Source organism: Carbonicoccus niuqiaonis (genome assembly GCF_050157065.1).
Classification (GTDB): domain Bacteria; phylum Actinomycetota; class Actinomycetes; order Propionibacteriales; family Propionibacteriaceae; genus Avipropionibacterium.
In genome coordinates this window covers 3,229,221-3,242,937 of the sequence record NZ_CP189573.1, presented here as the reverse complement: position 1 = coordinate 3,242,937, position 13,717 = coordinate 3,229,221, and the positions used below count along the sequence as shown (strand labels likewise).

At 69.4% G+C, this 13,717-nt stretch carries 14 protein-coding genes; 10 read left to right on the top strand and 4 right to left on the bottom strand.

The features are described 5' to 3' along the window. The first annotated feature begins 85 nt into the window (after positions 1-85). From tsaE to tsaD, 4 genes are read left to right on the top strand one after another with little or no spacing between them, the layout of a single operon-like run. Complete coding sequence (gene tsaE / locus ACQBAU_RS14845; RefSeq protein ID WP_434548270.1) at positions 86-1,057, top strand: tRNA (adenosine(37)-N6)-threonylcarbamoyltransferase complex ATPase subunit type 1 TsaE; 972 nt, start codon at positions 86-88, stop codon at positions 1,055-1,057. After that, positions 1,054-1,779 carry a tRNA (adenosine(37)-N6)-threonylcarbamoyltransferase complex dimerization subunit type 1 TsaB gene (gene tsaB / locus ACQBAU_RS14840; protein ID WP_465256069.1) on the top strand — a complete coding sequence of 242 codons (726 nt, stop codon included), beginning with the start codon at positions 1,054-1,056 and terminating at the stop codon, positions 1,777-1,779. The genes tsaE and tsaB overlap by 4 nt, the downstream gene beginning before the upstream one ends. Beyond that, entirely contained in the window at positions 1,776-2,339 is a 564-nt protein-coding gene (locus ACQBAU_RS14835) for a GNAT family N-acetyltransferase (protein WP_465256068.1), read from the top strand. Before tsaB ends, ACQBAU_RS14835 begins: the two co-directional genes overlap by 4 nt. Beyond that, positions 2,336-3,379: a tRNA (adenosine(37)-N6)-threonylcarbamoyltransferase complex transferase subunit TsaD gene (tsaD, locus tag ACQBAU_RS14830; RefSeq protein ID WP_465256067.1), complete on the top strand. Its 1,044-nt coding sequence runs from the start codon at positions 2,336-2,338 to the stop codon at positions 3,377-3,379. The genes ACQBAU_RS14835 and tsaD overlap by 4 nt, the downstream gene beginning before the upstream one ends. On the opposite strand, the gene ACQBAU_RS14825 is transcribed toward tsaD, so the two are convergent. Both ACQBAU_RS14825 and ACQBAU_RS14820 read right to left on the bottom strand, forming a co-directional pair. Continuing rightward, the gene (locus ACQBAU_RS14825; RefSeq protein ID WP_465256139.1) at positions 3,323-4,735 is read right to left on the bottom strand and encodes an MFS transporter; all 1,413 of its coding nucleotides are present in this window, start codon (positions 4,733-4,735) and stop codon (positions 3,323-3,325) included. The two genes, tsaD and ACQBAU_RS14825, sit on opposite strands and share 57 nt — an antisense overlap. Positions 4,736-4,741: 6 nt before the next feature. Continuing rightward, positions 4,742-5,173 carry a MarR family winged helix-turn-helix transcriptional regulator gene (locus tag ACQBAU_RS14820; protein WP_465256066.1) on the bottom strand — a complete coding sequence of 144 codons (432 nt, stop codon included), beginning with the start codon at positions 5,171-5,173 and terminating at the stop codon, positions 4,742-4,744. Positions 5,174-5,296: 123 nt separating this feature from the next. Here ACQBAU_RS14820 and ACQBAU_RS14815 point away from each other — a divergent pair, with 123 nt between their 5' ends. Genes ACQBAU_RS14815 through ACQBAU_RS14805 form a run of 3 tightly spaced genes read left to right on the top strand, consistent with a single transcriptional unit; the run spans position 5,297 to position 7,778 of the window. Continuing rightward, positions 5,297-5,725: an NUDIX hydrolase gene (locus ACQBAU_RS14815; RefSeq protein ID WP_465256065.1), complete on the top strand. Its 429-nt coding sequence runs from the start codon at positions 5,297-5,299 to the stop codon at positions 5,723-5,725. Between the two features lie 3 nt (positions 5,726-5,728). Next, on the top strand, positions 5,729-6,928 hold the full coding sequence (locus ACQBAU_RS14810) for a class I SAM-dependent methyltransferase (RefSeq protein ID WP_465256064.1): 1,200 nt from the start codon (positions 5,729-5,731) through the stop codon (positions 6,926-6,928). A 46-nt stretch (positions 6,929-6,974) separates the two neighbouring features. Beyond that, entirely contained in the window at positions 6,975-7,778 is an 804-nt protein-coding gene (locus ACQBAU_RS14805) for an NAD-dependent epimerase/dehydratase family protein (RefSeq protein ID WP_465256063.1), read from the top strand. A gap of 91 nt (positions 7,779-7,869) precedes the next feature. Here ACQBAU_RS14805 and ACQBAU_RS14800 read toward each other — a convergent pair whose 3' ends face one another. Together ACQBAU_RS14800 and ACQBAU_RS14795 are read right to left on the bottom strand one after the other, a co-directional pair. Then, positions 7,870-9,675: a DNA/RNA helicase domain-containing protein gene (locus ACQBAU_RS14800; RefSeq protein WP_465256138.1), complete on the bottom strand. Its 1,806-nt coding sequence runs from the start codon at positions 9,673-9,675 to the stop codon at positions 7,870-7,872. Between the two features lie 199 nt (positions 9,676-9,874). Beyond that, on the bottom strand, positions 9,875-10,147 hold the full coding sequence (locus tag ACQBAU_RS14795; RefSeq protein WP_465256062.1) for a Uma2 family endonuclease: 273 nt from the start codon (positions 10,145-10,147) through the stop codon (positions 9,875-9,877). 446 nt (positions 10,148-10,593) lie between these two features. Here ACQBAU_RS14795 and groES point away from each other — a divergent pair, with 446 nt between their 5' ends. The 3 genes from groES to ACQBAU_RS14780 all read left to right on the top strand — a co-directional run bounded on the left by groES (position 10,594) and on the right by ACQBAU_RS14780 (position 13,700). Further along, positions 10,594-10,890 (top strand): co-chaperone GroES, encoded by a 297-nt coding sequence (groES, locus tag ACQBAU_RS14790; protein ID WP_434548280.1) that lies wholly within the window; start codon positions 10,594-10,596, stop codon positions 10,888-10,890. Positions 10,891-10,902: 12 nt separating this feature from the next. Continuing rightward, entirely contained in the window at positions 10,903-12,504 is a 1,602-nt protein-coding gene (gene groL / locus ACQBAU_RS14785; RefSeq protein ID WP_465256060.1) for a chaperonin GroEL, read from the top strand. Between the two features lie 311 nt (positions 12,505-12,815). Continuing rightward, on the top strand, positions 12,816-13,700 hold the full coding sequence (locus ACQBAU_RS14780; protein ID WP_465256059.1) for an endonuclease domain-containing protein: 885 nt from the start codon (positions 12,816-12,818) through the stop codon (positions 13,698-13,700). Positions 13,701-13,717: the final 17 nt, after the last annotated feature.

Below are 13,717 nucleotides of genomic sequence, written 5' to 3'. Positions count from 1 at the left end.
GCGTCCGGGTGTGCCGTTCCCGCCGGTGAACGGGGTGTACGGCGCTGGCTCGGCGGGGCGTCGTGGGACTGCGTAGAGTTGGCCCGTGCCAAATCCGTCTCCCGCGCCCTCACCCGGTGCCACAGCACCGGCCGAGGAGCCCTCGCTGCGGGTGGCCGAGCCGGCCGACGCCGAGGCGATCGTCGAGGTCATCCACGCCGCGTTCGGTGCCCGGCCGCCGCTGGATCCGCCGTCGACCGCCGATGCCGAGACCGCGGCCACCGTCCGGGCGGCGCTGGGCGCCGGCGGTGGTGTCGTCGCCGAGATCGGCGGTCGGATCGCCGGGGTGATCCTGGTCGCCGAGCATGCGCCCGGGGTGGCCGGGTGGCGTCGGGTCAGTGTGCACCCCGACTTCTGGAACCACGGCATCGGCTCCAGCCTGGTCGCGGCCACCGAGGAGTACGCCGCGGCGCAGGGCTGTCGCAGCGCCGAGCTGGTCGCCCGCCGCGAGATCGGCTCGCTGTTGCGGTTCTGGCAGGGGCGCGGCTACGAGCTGGTCGACCGGCCGGACGAGGCGCCGCACAACCTACGGCTGGTCAAGCAGCTCGCGGTCGCCTGCTGGGCGCCGACGGTCGCCGACATGCACGCCCTCGGCGGCCGGTTGGCCGGACGTCTGGCGGCCGGTGACCTGGTCGTCGCCAGCGGTGCACTCGGCGCCGGCAAGACCACGCTGACCCAGGGCATCGGTGCCGGGCTGGGCGTCGGGGAGGCGATCATCTCCCCGACCTTCGTGCTGTCACGGGTGCATCCGTCGCTGACCGGCGGGCCGACCCTGGTGCACGTCGACGCCTACCGGCTGGCCGGGCTCGCCGAGCTGGAGGACCTCGACCTCGACACCTCGCTCGGAGAGGCGGTGACCGTGGTCGAGTGGGGTCGCGGTGCCGCCGAAGGCCTGGTCGACTCGTGGCTGGAGGTCGACATCCTCACCGCCGCCGACGACAGCCGGCTGGTGCTGGTCCGCGGTGTCGGACCGCGCTGGGCCGACGTCGACCTGACCGACCTGCGGGAGGCGCGATGACCGACCCGATGATGCCCGATCAGGTGGTGCTCGCCGTCGACACCTCCGGGCTGGTGTGTGCCGGGGTGGCCCACGCCGGGCAGGTGGTGGCGAGCGAGGTGGTCGCCGACAGCCGTGCCCACGTGGAACAACTGACCCCGACGGTGGCGGCTGCGCTGTCGGCCGCCGGTGTCGGCCTGGCCGACGTCGACGCGGTGGTGGTCGGGCTCGGCCCGGGCCCGTTCACCGGCCTGCGGGTCGGCATCGTCACCGGCTGGACGCTGGCGGCGGTCTCGGGGATCGAGGTGCACGGCATCTGCAGCCTCGACGTGCTCGCCGCCCAGTGGGTGGGCCCCGACGCGACCGGCGGAACGGGGAGCGGCAGCGGCGAGTTCGTGGTGTGCGCCGACGCCCGCCGCAAGGAGCTGTACTGGGCGCGGTACGTCGGCACCGAGCGGGTGGGCGGACCGTACGTCACCGAGCCGGCTGCGCTGCCCGACCTGCCGATCATCGGCCCCGGCACCAGCCTGTACGGCGACGTGCTCGGCGACCGGGTGGCCGCCGGCGGGCCGACCCAGCTCGACCCGGGGGTGATGGCCGCGGTCGGGCTGCAGCTGCCGTCGGCCGGCACCGAACCGCTCTACCTGCGGCGACCCGACGCGGCCGTGTCGACCAACCGGAAGTCTGCGCTGCCGACCGGTCCGCGGGTGCTGCCGGGCCTGACCCCGCGAGGCCGGTCATGATCAACAACGACGTGCTCGTCGGTCGGACGGTTCGCCGGGCGACGCTTGCCGACCTCGAGTCGATCATGGAACTCGAACGGGCCGGTTTCGACCCCGCCGAGCAGTGGGCGGCCGCGGCATGGACGGCCGAGCTGACCGGCGACGACCGCCGGGTCGTCGTCGCCGAGACCGGTGATCAGGTGGCCAGTGATCAGATGGCCGATGATCATGAGCTCGGTGATCAGGTGACGGACGCTCGTATCGTCGGGGTGATCACCGTGCAGGTGCTGGTGCCCGAGTCCGACCTGCTGCGGGTCGTCGTCGCCGCGGACCAGCGGCGGCGCGGCATCGCCGGCGAGTTGATCGACGCCGCGGTCGGGCTCGCGGCCGCCGACGGGGCACGTTGGATGATGTTGGAGGTGCGGTACGACAACGACGCGGCGATCGCCTGCTACGGCCGCGCCGGCTTCGAGCAGTTGACCACCCGTGACGACTACTACGGACCCGGGAGCCACGCGTTGATCATGAAACGGTACGAGCTGGCGGCCGAGGCTGCGCGTGGGGCGGGGCAGGCGTCGTGAGCGGACCACTGGTGTTGGGCATCGAGTCCTCCTGCGACGAGACCGGCGTCGGCATCGTCCGCGGCCGCGAGCTGCTCGCCAACGAGGTCGCCAGCTCGGTCGAGCTGCACGTCCGGTTCGGCGGGGTGGTCCCCGAGGTCGCGAGCCGGGCCCACCTGGAGGCGATGGTGCCCACGCTGCAGCGGGCGCTGGACACCGCCGGGATCGAACCGGCCGAGCTGGACGCCGTCGCGGTGACCGCCGGGCCGGGACTGATGGGGGCGCTGGCCGTCGGGGTCGCCGCGGCGAAGGCCTGCGCGTACGCGTGGGACAAGCCGCTGTACGGGCTCAACCACCTGGCCGGGCACGTCGCGGTCGACCTGCTCGACCACGGCGAACTGCCCACCCCGTTCCTGGCGCTGCTCGTCTCCGGCGGACACACCTCGCTGTTGCTGGTCAACGACATCGCCGGCGACATCGTCGAGATCGGCACCACCATCGACGACGCCGCCGGCGAGGCGTACGACAAGGTCGCTCGCGTGCTGGGGCTCAGCTACCCCGGCGGGCCGGTCATCGACAAGGCCGCCACCGGAGACCCACGCGCCATCGCGTTCCCGCGCGGCCTCACCGCCCGCAAGGACCAGGCGAAGCATCGCCACAACTTCTCGTTCTCCGGGCTGAAGACCGCGGTGGCCCGCTGGGTGGAGACCGCCGAGGCCGAGCAGACACCGTACGAGCTGGGTGACGTCGCCGCCAGCTTCCAGGAGGCGGTCTGTGACGTGCTGGTGACCAAGGCGCTCGACGCCTGCACCACGTACGGCGTCGATCACCTGCTGGTCGGCGGTGGCGTCGCGGCGAACTCGCGACTCCGCTCGCTGCTGGCCGAACGTGCACCCGCGGCGGGGGTCACCGTCCGGATCCCGCGGCCGGGGCTGTGCACCGACAACGGGGCGATGATCGCCGCGCTGGGTGCGGCCGTGGTGACCGCCGGTCAGCCGCCGTCCTCACCGGACTTCGGTGCCACCTCGTCCCTCCCGGTGTCGCGGGTGCGGGTCGGCTGAGGCAGGCGGGTAGCTCGGGAACTCCTTGGTCGGGTCGGTGTGATCACTGCCCTCGTCCGGGACCGTGATCTCGGCCGGCTCCTCGGCGGCGGTCGCCGCCGCGACCTCGCCGTTCCGTCCGGGGCGCCAGTGCAGGTACGGCGACAGCTCGGTACTGATCATGATGCCCTGCCGGTGGGCGAGCAGCACCATCACCACCAGCGTGCCGACGACCACCACACCGCCGCCGATGATCAACATGAACCGGGCGTTCAGCAGCTGGCCGAACACCCCCAGCAGCGGGGCACCGATCGGCGTCCCGCCCATCATCACCAGCACGTACAACGCCATCACCCGGCCACGGAGCTGCGGGTCGACGCTCAGCTGGACGATCGTGTTGGCCGCGTTCATCGCCAGCATCGAGCACACGCCGACGAACGGCAGCGTGATCGCGTACGTGACGTAGGTGGGCATCACACCGGAGACGACGGTCATCACGCCGAACGCCACCGCCATCACCAGGAAGAACCGCAGCCGCGGCGACTCCTTGCGGCGAGCGCCCACCAGGGCACCGGTCAGTGAACCGATCGCCATGATCGTGCCGAGGATGCCGTACTCCTCGGCACCCTTGCCATAGATCTCGGTCGCCATCAGCGCCGACGTCATCTGGAAGTTCAGGCCGAACGTGCCGATGAAGAACGTCACGCCAAGGATCAACAGGATGTCGCGGCGATGTCGGACGTAGCTCAGGGCTTCACGGATCTGACGCTTGCCGCGCTTCACCCGTACGGAGCGTTGCAGCTTGGACGAGTCGAACATCGACAGCGCGAGGATGAAGGCGACGTAGCTGATCCCGTTGGACAGGATCGCCACACCGGAGCCGAAGTTGGCGATCACCAGGCCGGCGACCGCCGGGCCGATCAGCCGGGCGGTGTTGAACGCGGCCGAGTTGAGCGCGATCGCGTTCGGCAGCTTCGCCGGGCCGACCACCTCGGGGACGAACGACTGTCGGGCCGGGATGTCGAAGGCGCTGCCGACACCGAAGACGAGTGCGATGGCGAAGACGTGCCAGGTCTGGGCCGCCCCGGTCATCGCCAACACGCCGAGCACGATGGCGCTGGCGGCCATCCAGGCCTGGGTGACGCGCAGCACGGTGCGCTTGTCGAAGCGGTCGGCCGCCAGCCCGGTGACACCGGCCAGCACCAGGGTCGGCAGGAACTGCAGTGCGGTGGTGATGCCGACCGCGAGTGCCGAGCCGCCGGACAACTCGAGCACCAGCCAGTCCTGGGCGACCCGCTGCATCCAGGTGCCGATGTTGGACAGGATTGATCCGGAGAAGTACAGCCGGTAGTTGCGCTCCTGCAGCGCCGCGAACATGCGCACCTAGTGGTTCACCTTCTCCAGGATCGGGACGGCCTTGCGGAGGATGGCGCGTTCCTCGGCGCTGAGCTCGGCCATTCGCTTGGCCAGCCAGGCGTCGCGACGACGCCGGTCGGCGGTCACCATCTCGTGGCCCGCCTCGGTCAGGCTGACCATGCACTGGCGACGATCCGTCGGCTGGACCTCCCGGCTGACCAGCCCGGCTGCTTCGAGGGCGTTCACGGTACGGGTCATCGACGGCGGTCGGATGTGCTCCCGGGCGGCGAGTTCGCCGATCACCATCGGCCCCTCGCGGTAGAGCCAGCCGAGCGGCTGCAGCTGCGACGGGCTGAGGCCGTGGTCGTCGGATCGCATCTGGCGCAGCCGGCGGGCGAGCCGCAACACCACCGGTCGCAGCGCGGACGCCAGGCCGGCGTCGGTACGGAGGTCAGTCACGTGTGTCAACCCTAGTCCTTAGCTCAAGTAAATACCATTGCTAAGCACATTGGGATTGTGGATCAGTCCCATTACGCCCCTTGAGCTCCTCGACACCCTCGCCGGTACGGTCACCCTGTGGAGATGGACACGAGGGTCGGCAGCTACGTCTGGATCGTGCAGGACGACAAGGTGCTGCTGACGCACTTCCGCAGTGGCCACCCCAGAGCGGCAGCCGGCTGGACCCTGCCCGGCGGCGGCATGGAGCCCGGCGAGCAGGTGCCGGAGACGGCACTGCGTGAGGTGACCGAGGAGACCGGGTACGTCGCCGAGCTCGACGAGCTGTTGGGCTTCAACAGCCTGCACCGGTCGGCCGCCGACAACTGGCTCGGCAACGGTCGGCCGTACCACTTCCTGCAGATCATCCACCGCGCCCACATCGTCGGCGGCCGCTTCGAGGTCGAGACCGACGGCAGCACCGACGATGCCGGTTGGTTCACCCGCGACGAGGTCGCCGACCTCGACCGGGTCTCGCTGACCGACGCCGCACTCCGGCTCGCCGGCTGGAGCTGAGCCGTGGATCCTGCGGTGGTACGCCGACTGGTCGGCGACGAAGGGGCGGCGGCACTCGCGACTGCGGCCGCGCAGCCCGACGTGGACTCGTTGGCTGCGGCCACCCGACTGCGACGCGACCACGATCCCGAGCTCGCTGCGGCGGCGCTGCAGCAGGTGGCGCTGCGCCGCCGGGCCCGGACGAAGTTCGGTGAGGTCGCCGACGACCTGTTCCTGACCGCGGACGGGCTGGAGCAGGCCAGCCGGCCGGTGGTGTCGCAGTGGCGGGCGGCCCGGTTCGCCGAGCGCGGCGTCACCCGGGTGGTCGACCTGGGCTGTGGGATCGGCGCCGACGCGCTGGCCATGGCCCGAGCCGGGTTGGAGGTGGTCGCGGTCGAGCTCGACCCGGCGACCGCCGGGATCGCCCGGGCCAACCTGTCCCCGTACGGGGTGGAGGTCTTGGTCGGCGACGCGGTCGAGCTGGCCGCCGATCTGCTGGGCCCCGGGGTCGGGGTGTTCTGTGATCCGGCGCGAAGGACCGAGCGGGGTCGGACCTGGCGGGTGGATGCCTTTCGGCCCCCGTACGACTTCGTCACCGGCCTGCTGCCGGGGCGGGTCGGCTGCCTCAAGTTCGGGCCGGGGCTGCCGTACGAGTTGGTCCCGGCCGGCACCGACACCACCTGGCTGTCGGTCGCCGGCGACGTGGTCGAGGCCTCGGTCTGGTCGCCGGACGGCACGCAGGAGTGGGTGGGGGAGTCGGGGGATCGTCGGGCCGCCCTGCTGCTCCCCGGCGGTGACGAGATCGTCGTCGGACCGGAGCCGGCGGCAGTCGGCCCGCTCGCCCGGTTCCTGGTCGAGCCGGATGGCGCGGTGATCCGCGCCGGTGCCGTCGACACCCTGGCGGTACGGCTGGCCGCTCACCGACTCGATCCGCAGATCGCCTACCTGACCACCGACGAACCACCCGACACCCCGTACGGCGTCGGCTTCGAGATGGTGGAATCCTTTCCCTGGAAGGAAAAGGTCCTCCGGGCGTGGGTACGTGACCACGAGATCGGCACCCTGGAGATCAAGAAGCGCGGCATCGAGGTCGATCCGGCAACCCTGCGGAAACGCCTGCACCTGAAGGGATCCGGGAGTGCGACCATTGTGATTACCCCGTCGCTCGAAGGTGCCCGCGTGCTCGTCGTCCGTCGCCTCGAGGTGCCCAGTCGAGTCGTGTGAGGCGGCCCACTGAGGTTGCCGACGTCGAGACGGCTACTGTGTGGCCATGGCTGACCTCGGCGCGACCCGGTGGCTGATCACCGGGGCCAACGGCACGATCGGCAGCGGCCTGTGGGAGCACCTGCGAGGCAGGGTTGCTGGTCTGGTCCTCGCCGACGTCGAGGCCCCGACAGACCTCCGAGAAGACGAGGTCGGTCTGGCCTGCGACCTCGGCGATCCGGCTTCGATCGACACGGTGGCAGGGATCTGCGCCGATGTGGACGGAGTGATCCACCTGGCCGGAATTCCGAGCGAGGCGCCGTACGACGAACTCTTGCGGGTCAACGCCTTGGGCACCTACCACGTCCTGGAGGGGATGCGCCGCGGCGGTGCCCGCCGACTGGTGTACGCGTCGAGCAACCACGTCACCGGCCTGCACCCGACAGCTGAGGAGCTCGACGACACCAGCACTGTCCGGCCCGACGGCCTGTACGGCGCCAGCAAGGCTGCGGCCGAGGCGGTCGCCCGGATGTACGCCGACAAGTTCGGGCTGTCGGTGATCATTCTGCGCATCGGATCGTTCTCCGAGCACCCGAGCTCCGACCGGGAGGGTGCCACCTGGCTCAGTCACGGTGACGCCTGGCGAGCCTTCGAAGCCGCGATGACCACCGACGCCGACTTCGCCCTCTGCTACGGCGTCTCGGCCAACACCAACCGGGTCTGGTCGCTCGAGCCCGGCCGCGCGATCGGCTTCGAGCCGCTGGACGATGCGGCTGACCACCTCGGCGAGCAGGCCAGCCCGGAGCCGGAGGAACCGCAGGCTGGCGAGCAATTCGCCTCGCAGGACTTCACGCTAAAGCACACCCCGTGAGCCACCACAGCCTGTTGATACACCTCAGCGGAACCGAAATGATCGAATCAACTTCCTGCAGGGGCGATGTCGGACTGAGGGCGATAGCAGCTCAACCTGTCACGTCGTCGCGCGCCGGGATCAACGAGGTCAGCAGTTCTTGGGTCTCGGCGTCGGTGGAGAAGATCGCGGTGCCGCGCATGCCGCGGGTGAGCAACACCTTGTACGTGTTGCGTACCGCGCGGTCGAACTCCTCGGGCGTGCCCCGCTTCACCTGGGAGTCCTTGCTGTCGCTGGGCCGTGCCTCCCAGTGATCGTTCCGCCAGACCAGGTCCGGACCCATGATGACGCCGGCGTAGTCGTACTCGAACCCCTGTGCGGTGTAGACACAGCCGACCTGGCCGAATCCTGCTGGATCGCTTGCCCAGTAGGGAGTCCCGGGAGCGCCGCCGTGTGAGGTGTCCTTCTTGTTGTTCCACGGGCGGCTCCAATCGCCAATCCGTACGTCGGCCTTCAGGCCCCCGCCCGGGATCGGATCGCTCCACGACCAGCAGTAGCCGGCCGCCATCCGAGCGCCGTAGCCGGTGTCGAGGCGTCGGCGCAGCATCATTTCCATGCGGGACGGGCCGTCGACGGCCACCAAGGTGAATCCGTCGTCGCCCTCCCACGGGACCGGTCCGCCGGGCTCGAGGCCGAGGAGGCGCCGCACCCACTCCTCGTACGCCCGGCTACCACCGCAGCGGAACTGGCCGTCGAGCTCGACCAGCCGTACCGACAGACCAGCGTCCTCGGCTGCCTCACGGATCTCGCGGATGCTGCCGATCTCGCCCGGTCGGACGACCTGGTGCTCGTCGAGCAGGAAGACCGGTACCCGCGCGGCGTCGATCAGTTCGGCGACCTGAGGCCGCCCGGTCCGCAGCTCGGCCCTGGTGTAGCGGTTCGCCGACGTCTCGCGGATCCGGTGTGCCTCGTCGCAGATCAACACGTCAAGGCTGTTCTTCTCGAGGGCGCCGAACTGGTTGAAGTACCTGAACATGCCTCGCACCCGTGGCGCGCGGGCCCCGGCCACCCGACGCAAGGTCTGGGTGAATGCGCTCGACCCGGTCGCGTGCAGGGCCGTACGGCCACGTCGTGACAGCTCACCGAGGAGGGAGAGTGCGATGACACTCTTGCCCGACCCGGGTCCGCCGGTGACGATGATGACCTCCTTGGAGTTGGCGCGATAGGCTTCGTCCACCGCTCGCATGACCAAGGAGTAGGCCGTCTGCTGTTCGTCGAGCAGGACGAACTGCTCACGGCGCTGGACCTCGTCGGCGGCCAGGGCCAGGAGCTGCTTGCTCGGTCGGGCGGCTGAGCCGAGGAGTACGTCGGCGGCGTCAGCACCGGGTGCGGCGTCCAGCCGGGACTTCAGGTAGTCAAGGAACTTGCCGCGTTCCTCACCTGTGAACAGCCGGCCGTACGGGTCTTCAGGGAGGCCGCGGAGCGAGTCGACGTCGAGGTTGGTGGCGTTGTGCAGGTAGGCAACTCCGGCGATGGCATCGCGGGAGTCGGCCAGGGCAGCGACGAAGTCGGCCATGTGCAGGCAGTATCGGCGCACCTGCTCCGCCGGGTGGAGCCGCGCGCCCACACCTTCGAGTACGCAGACGTCGTCGGTCCCGTCGAGGACGTGGGCCCTGCTCCACTGCTTCAACTCGACCACCAGGTACGACGGTTCGCCCGTGCTCGGGTGGACCCCGCACAACACGACGTCGGCTCGTTTGCTCGTCAACGGCAGCCGATACTCGATCAGCACCTCGACCCTGTCCAGGCCGGCCTCGGTGATGTCGGCAGCCAGCACGGTGAGGCTGCGTTCCCACGATCGGATCTCGCCCGGCGGCGCCGACCGGCCAAAGGCATGGCGGTACTGCTCAGTCAACACGGGCACCAACGACCCTGCGTCGATCCGTTGCCTGAGATGGGCAACGGATCCGCGAAACAACGGCACGACGAACCCCAGGAAGCATGAGTGACTTCCCGCTCGGGTAGAGGCTTGTCACAGACGCACCTGTCGGGCCGCAGCGGATGGCTTACCGCTGACGATAGTGCCCTTGGCTGCGAGTGAAGCCCTTGGGCGCAGGTCAATCGATGAGGTCGGACGGCGCCAGACGTACGACGACGGGCTCGGTCGTCGTGAAGACAGCTTGGCCTTCCGCATGCTCGGTCTGCAGGTACGTGCCGCCTGTCAACGTCCACGCGGTGATCGACGGCTTCTCGGGGTCGATCGCCCAGTAGTGGGCACAGCCCCAGTAGTGGGCACAGCCCGAGCGCTCCAGACGGTCCTTCTTCAAGACCCGGTCGACCCCTCGGGTGGACGGCGAGAGCACCTCCACCGCCAGCAACGGTGCAGCCACCAGCTCTCGCTCGACCCGTGGCGCGGGTGTCACGATGAGCGACCCGTCCACGAGTTCGTATCGGTGCCCGTCATCGGGCATCGATGCCAAGTCGGCTCGCGTCAGCGGCCCCCATGTGGCAGACCGAGCACCTCGGATCCCATGCCAGTCATCGTAGTCCGCCTCCCCGCTCACGGCCTCGATCCAAGCGCTGCATCGGGGCTGACACAGCCTGGTCAGCGGCCCGCCTGTGGACAACCGGGACGCCAGGGCGTCGTGCCATCGCGTCGACGGTTGCGGCCGCCTACCGGAATCGTTGGCACTCGGCTTGACCGAGTGCTAGCGGCCGCATAGATTCGGAGTTGGCACTCTCCCCATGAGTGTGCCAATGGCAGGGACGGCACCCGCGACGACGCCCCGGCCACGACAACGAACCGAAACCTGACACTGATGAAAGGGGTTTGAACGTGGCTGTCACGATCAAGCCGCTCGAGGACCGCGTCCTCGTTGAGCCGCTCGAGGCCGAGCAGACGACTGCTTCCGGCCTGGTGATTCCCGACACCGCCCAGGAGAAGCCGCAGGAGGGCAAGGTCCTGTCCATCGGCCCGGGCCGCGTCGACGACAAGGGCGCTCGCGTGCCCATGGACGTCGCCGAGGGCGACACCGTCATCTTCTCCAAGTACGGCGGCACCGAGGTCAAGTACGACGGCAAGGACCTGCTCCTGCTCAACGCGCGCGACATCCTCGCCGTCGTCTCCAAGTAAGGAACTGAATCCATGGCAAAGATCCTTCAGTTCGACGAGGAGGCCCGTCGCTCCCTGGAGCGCGGTGTCGACATCCTCGCCAACACCGTGAAGGTCACCCTCGGCCCGAAGGGCCGCTACGTGGTGCTCGACAAGCAGTGGGGCGCCCCGACCATCACCAACGACGGCGTGACCGTCGCCCGTGAGGTCGAGCTCGAGGACCCGTACGAGAACCTCGGGGCCCAGCTGGCCAAGGAGGTGGCCACCAAGACCAACGACGTGGCCGGTGACGGGACCACCACCGCAACGGTGCTGGCCCAGGCGCTCGTCCACGAAGGCCTGCGCGCCGTGGCTGCCGGGGTCAACCCGGTCGGCCTGAAGCGTGGCATCGACAAGGCCGTGGAGGCGGTGGAGGAGCAGCTGCGCAGCAACGCCCGGGAGGTCGACACCACCCAGGACATGGCGCACGTTGCCACCATCTCCGCGCGCGACGAGGAGATCGGTTCGCTGATCGCCGAGGCGTTCGACAAGGTCGGCAAGGACGGTGTCATCACCGTTGACGAGTCGCAGACCTTCGGCACCGAGCTCGAGTTCACCGAGGGCATGCAGTACGACAAGGGTTACCTGTCGCCGTACTTCGTGACCGACTCGGAGCGGATGGAAGCGGTCCTGGAGGACCCGTACATCCTCGTGCACTCCGGCAAGATCAGCTCGATGAACGACCTGCTCCCCGTGCTGGAGAAGGTCATCGGCGCCTCCGGGACGCTGTTCATCGTGGCCGAGGACGTCGACGGGGAGGCGCTGTCCACCCTGGTGGTCAACAAGATCCGCGGCATCTTCACCTCGGTCGCCACCAAGGCCCCGGCCTTTGGTGACCGTCGCAAGGCCATGCTCGAGGACATCGCCACCCTGACCGGTGCCACGGTGATCTCGGCCGACGTCGGTCTCAAGCTCGACCAGATCGGGCTCGACTCGTTGGGTCGCGCACGTCGTGTCGTCGTCACCAAGGACGACACCACGATCGTCGACGGCGCCGGTGACTCCGAGGCCGTGTCCGGCCGTGTCGCCCAGATCCAGGGCGAGATCAACCGGACCGACTCCGACTGGGACCGCGAGAAGCTGCAGGAGCGACTGGCCAAGCTGGCCGGTGGCGTCTGCGTGATCAAGGTCGGCGCCGCCACCGAGGTGGAGCTCAAGGAGAAGAAGCACCGCATCGAGGACGCCGTCTCCGCGACGCGCGCCGCGATCGAAGAGGGCATCGTGGCCGGCGGCGGATCCGCCCTGGTCCACGCCGCTGTCGTGCTGAAGGACGGACTGGGCCTGACCGGCGACGAACTCGCCGGCGTCCAGATCGTCAAGAAGGCCGTCGTGGAGCCGCTGCGCTGGATCGCCGAGAACGGTGGCGAGCCGGGTTACGTGGTGGCCTCGAAGGTCGCCGAGATGAAGCCGGGGGAGGGCTACAACGCCGCCACCGGTGAGTACGGTGACCTGCTCGGCGCCGGCGTGCTCGACCCGGTCAAGGTGACCCGGTCGGCGCTGTCGAACGCCGCGTCGATCGCTTCCCTGCTGCTCACCACCGAGACCTTGGTGGTGGAGAAGAAGGAGGACGAGGCCGAGGCTGGGCACTCGCACTGACCTCCGCTTCGTCGATCCGACCGATCGGCAGTTGAACCGCTTGACGGGACGACCTCGGCACCACACGGTGCCGGGGTCGTTCTGCGTCCCGAGGCCACACGTCGCCGTGGATACCTCGGAATCCCGCCGCCAGTGCCGCAAATCGGCGTTGGGCAACCCGATTGACGCACGGCGGGCGGATCTGGCGAGGTTGTCCACATCACCTGACGGGTCGGGCAGCATCCTCCACAGGCGAAGCTGCCGCAGGAAACATGGCCGAGACGGCGTCCCACTGTCTCCACATGACGAGAATCAGTCGACGCAGGGCCCAGGTGCTGGAGCTGCTGGCGCACCAGAAGGTGATCCACGCGGGCCGGGATCCAGAGCTTGCCCATGTTCTCCAGGGCATGGCCCGACGCCGTGAGGTGCGACGGGTACTGCCGGGCGCCTATGCCCTGGCTGCTGCGGCAACTGCCATCGAGACCAGACTGACAGCGTTGCGACTGGTCGACCCGGATGCGGTCGTGGCGGGCGCCGGGGCGGCTCATCTGATCGGATGGAAGGTGAGCCCCGACGTCGTCGCCGCCTATCGATCCGGTGGCACTCGCGTCTGCCCTTCCGGGTTCACCTGGCTCCGAGGATCGGTCCCTCCGGAACTGATCGTCACCTCCGGCACCATTCACCGGACCTGCGCGAGCCTGACCACGCTCGATCTCCTGCCCACGCTGGGGTCGGTCGCCGTCGACGAAGCGCTGCGGCGCGGTATCCCGTTGGAGGCGCTTCATCACGCCCTGGCGCTGACCCCGAATCGACCCGGCAATGCCTTGCGCAGATCTGTCCTGCGTGACTCGCGGGATCTGCCGTGGTCGCCGACCGAACGGGCCGGCCATCAGCTGCTCCGCCGAGCCGGACTGACTCACTGGGCCACCAACGTGACCCTGACCCATGGTGAGTTCAGGGCCACGGTGGACGTGGTTCACCGACCGTCCCGCACGGTGATCGAGTTCGACGGGTGGGAATTCCATTCATCGCGCGCCGCGTTCGAGAACGACCGGTGGCGTGACCTTCAGCTCGCGGCCGCCCGATGGCACGTGATCCGCGTGACCTGGCGCCAGCTGGTGAACCACGCCGACGAGGTGACTGACCTGATCATGGGCCTGGTCCGAATTCGTCAAAGCCCGCGGATCCGCCTCCAGCCGCCCGAATCAGGCCGTTGAGCGCGTTTCGACCCACT

Excerpts from the sequence above, each read along its gene's own strand:
- tsaB (WP_465256069.1), top strand. The coding sequence starts at position 1,054 with ATGACCGACCCGATGATGCCCGATCAGGTGGTGCTCGCCGTCGACACC.
- ACQBAU_RS14835 (WP_465256068.1), top strand. The coding sequence starts at position 1,776 with ATGATCAACAACGACGTGCTCGTCGGTCGGACGGTTCGCCGGGCGACG.
- ACQBAU_RS14825 (WP_465256139.1), bottom strand. The coding sequence starts at position 4,735 with ATGTTCGCGGCGCTGCAGGAGCGCAACTACCGGCTGTACTTCTCCGGA.
- ACQBAU_RS14815 (WP_465256065.1), top strand. The coding sequence starts at position 5,297 with ATGGACACGAGGGTCGGCAGCTACGTCTGGATCGTGCAGGACGACAAG.
- ACQBAU_RS14805 (WP_465256063.1), top strand. The coding sequence starts at position 6,975 with ATGGCTGACCTCGGCGCGACCCGGTGGCTGATCACCGGGGCCAACGGC.
- groL (WP_465256060.1), top strand. The coding sequence starts at position 10,903 with ATGGCAAAGATCCTTCAGTTCGACGAGGAGGCCCGTCGCTCCCTGGAG.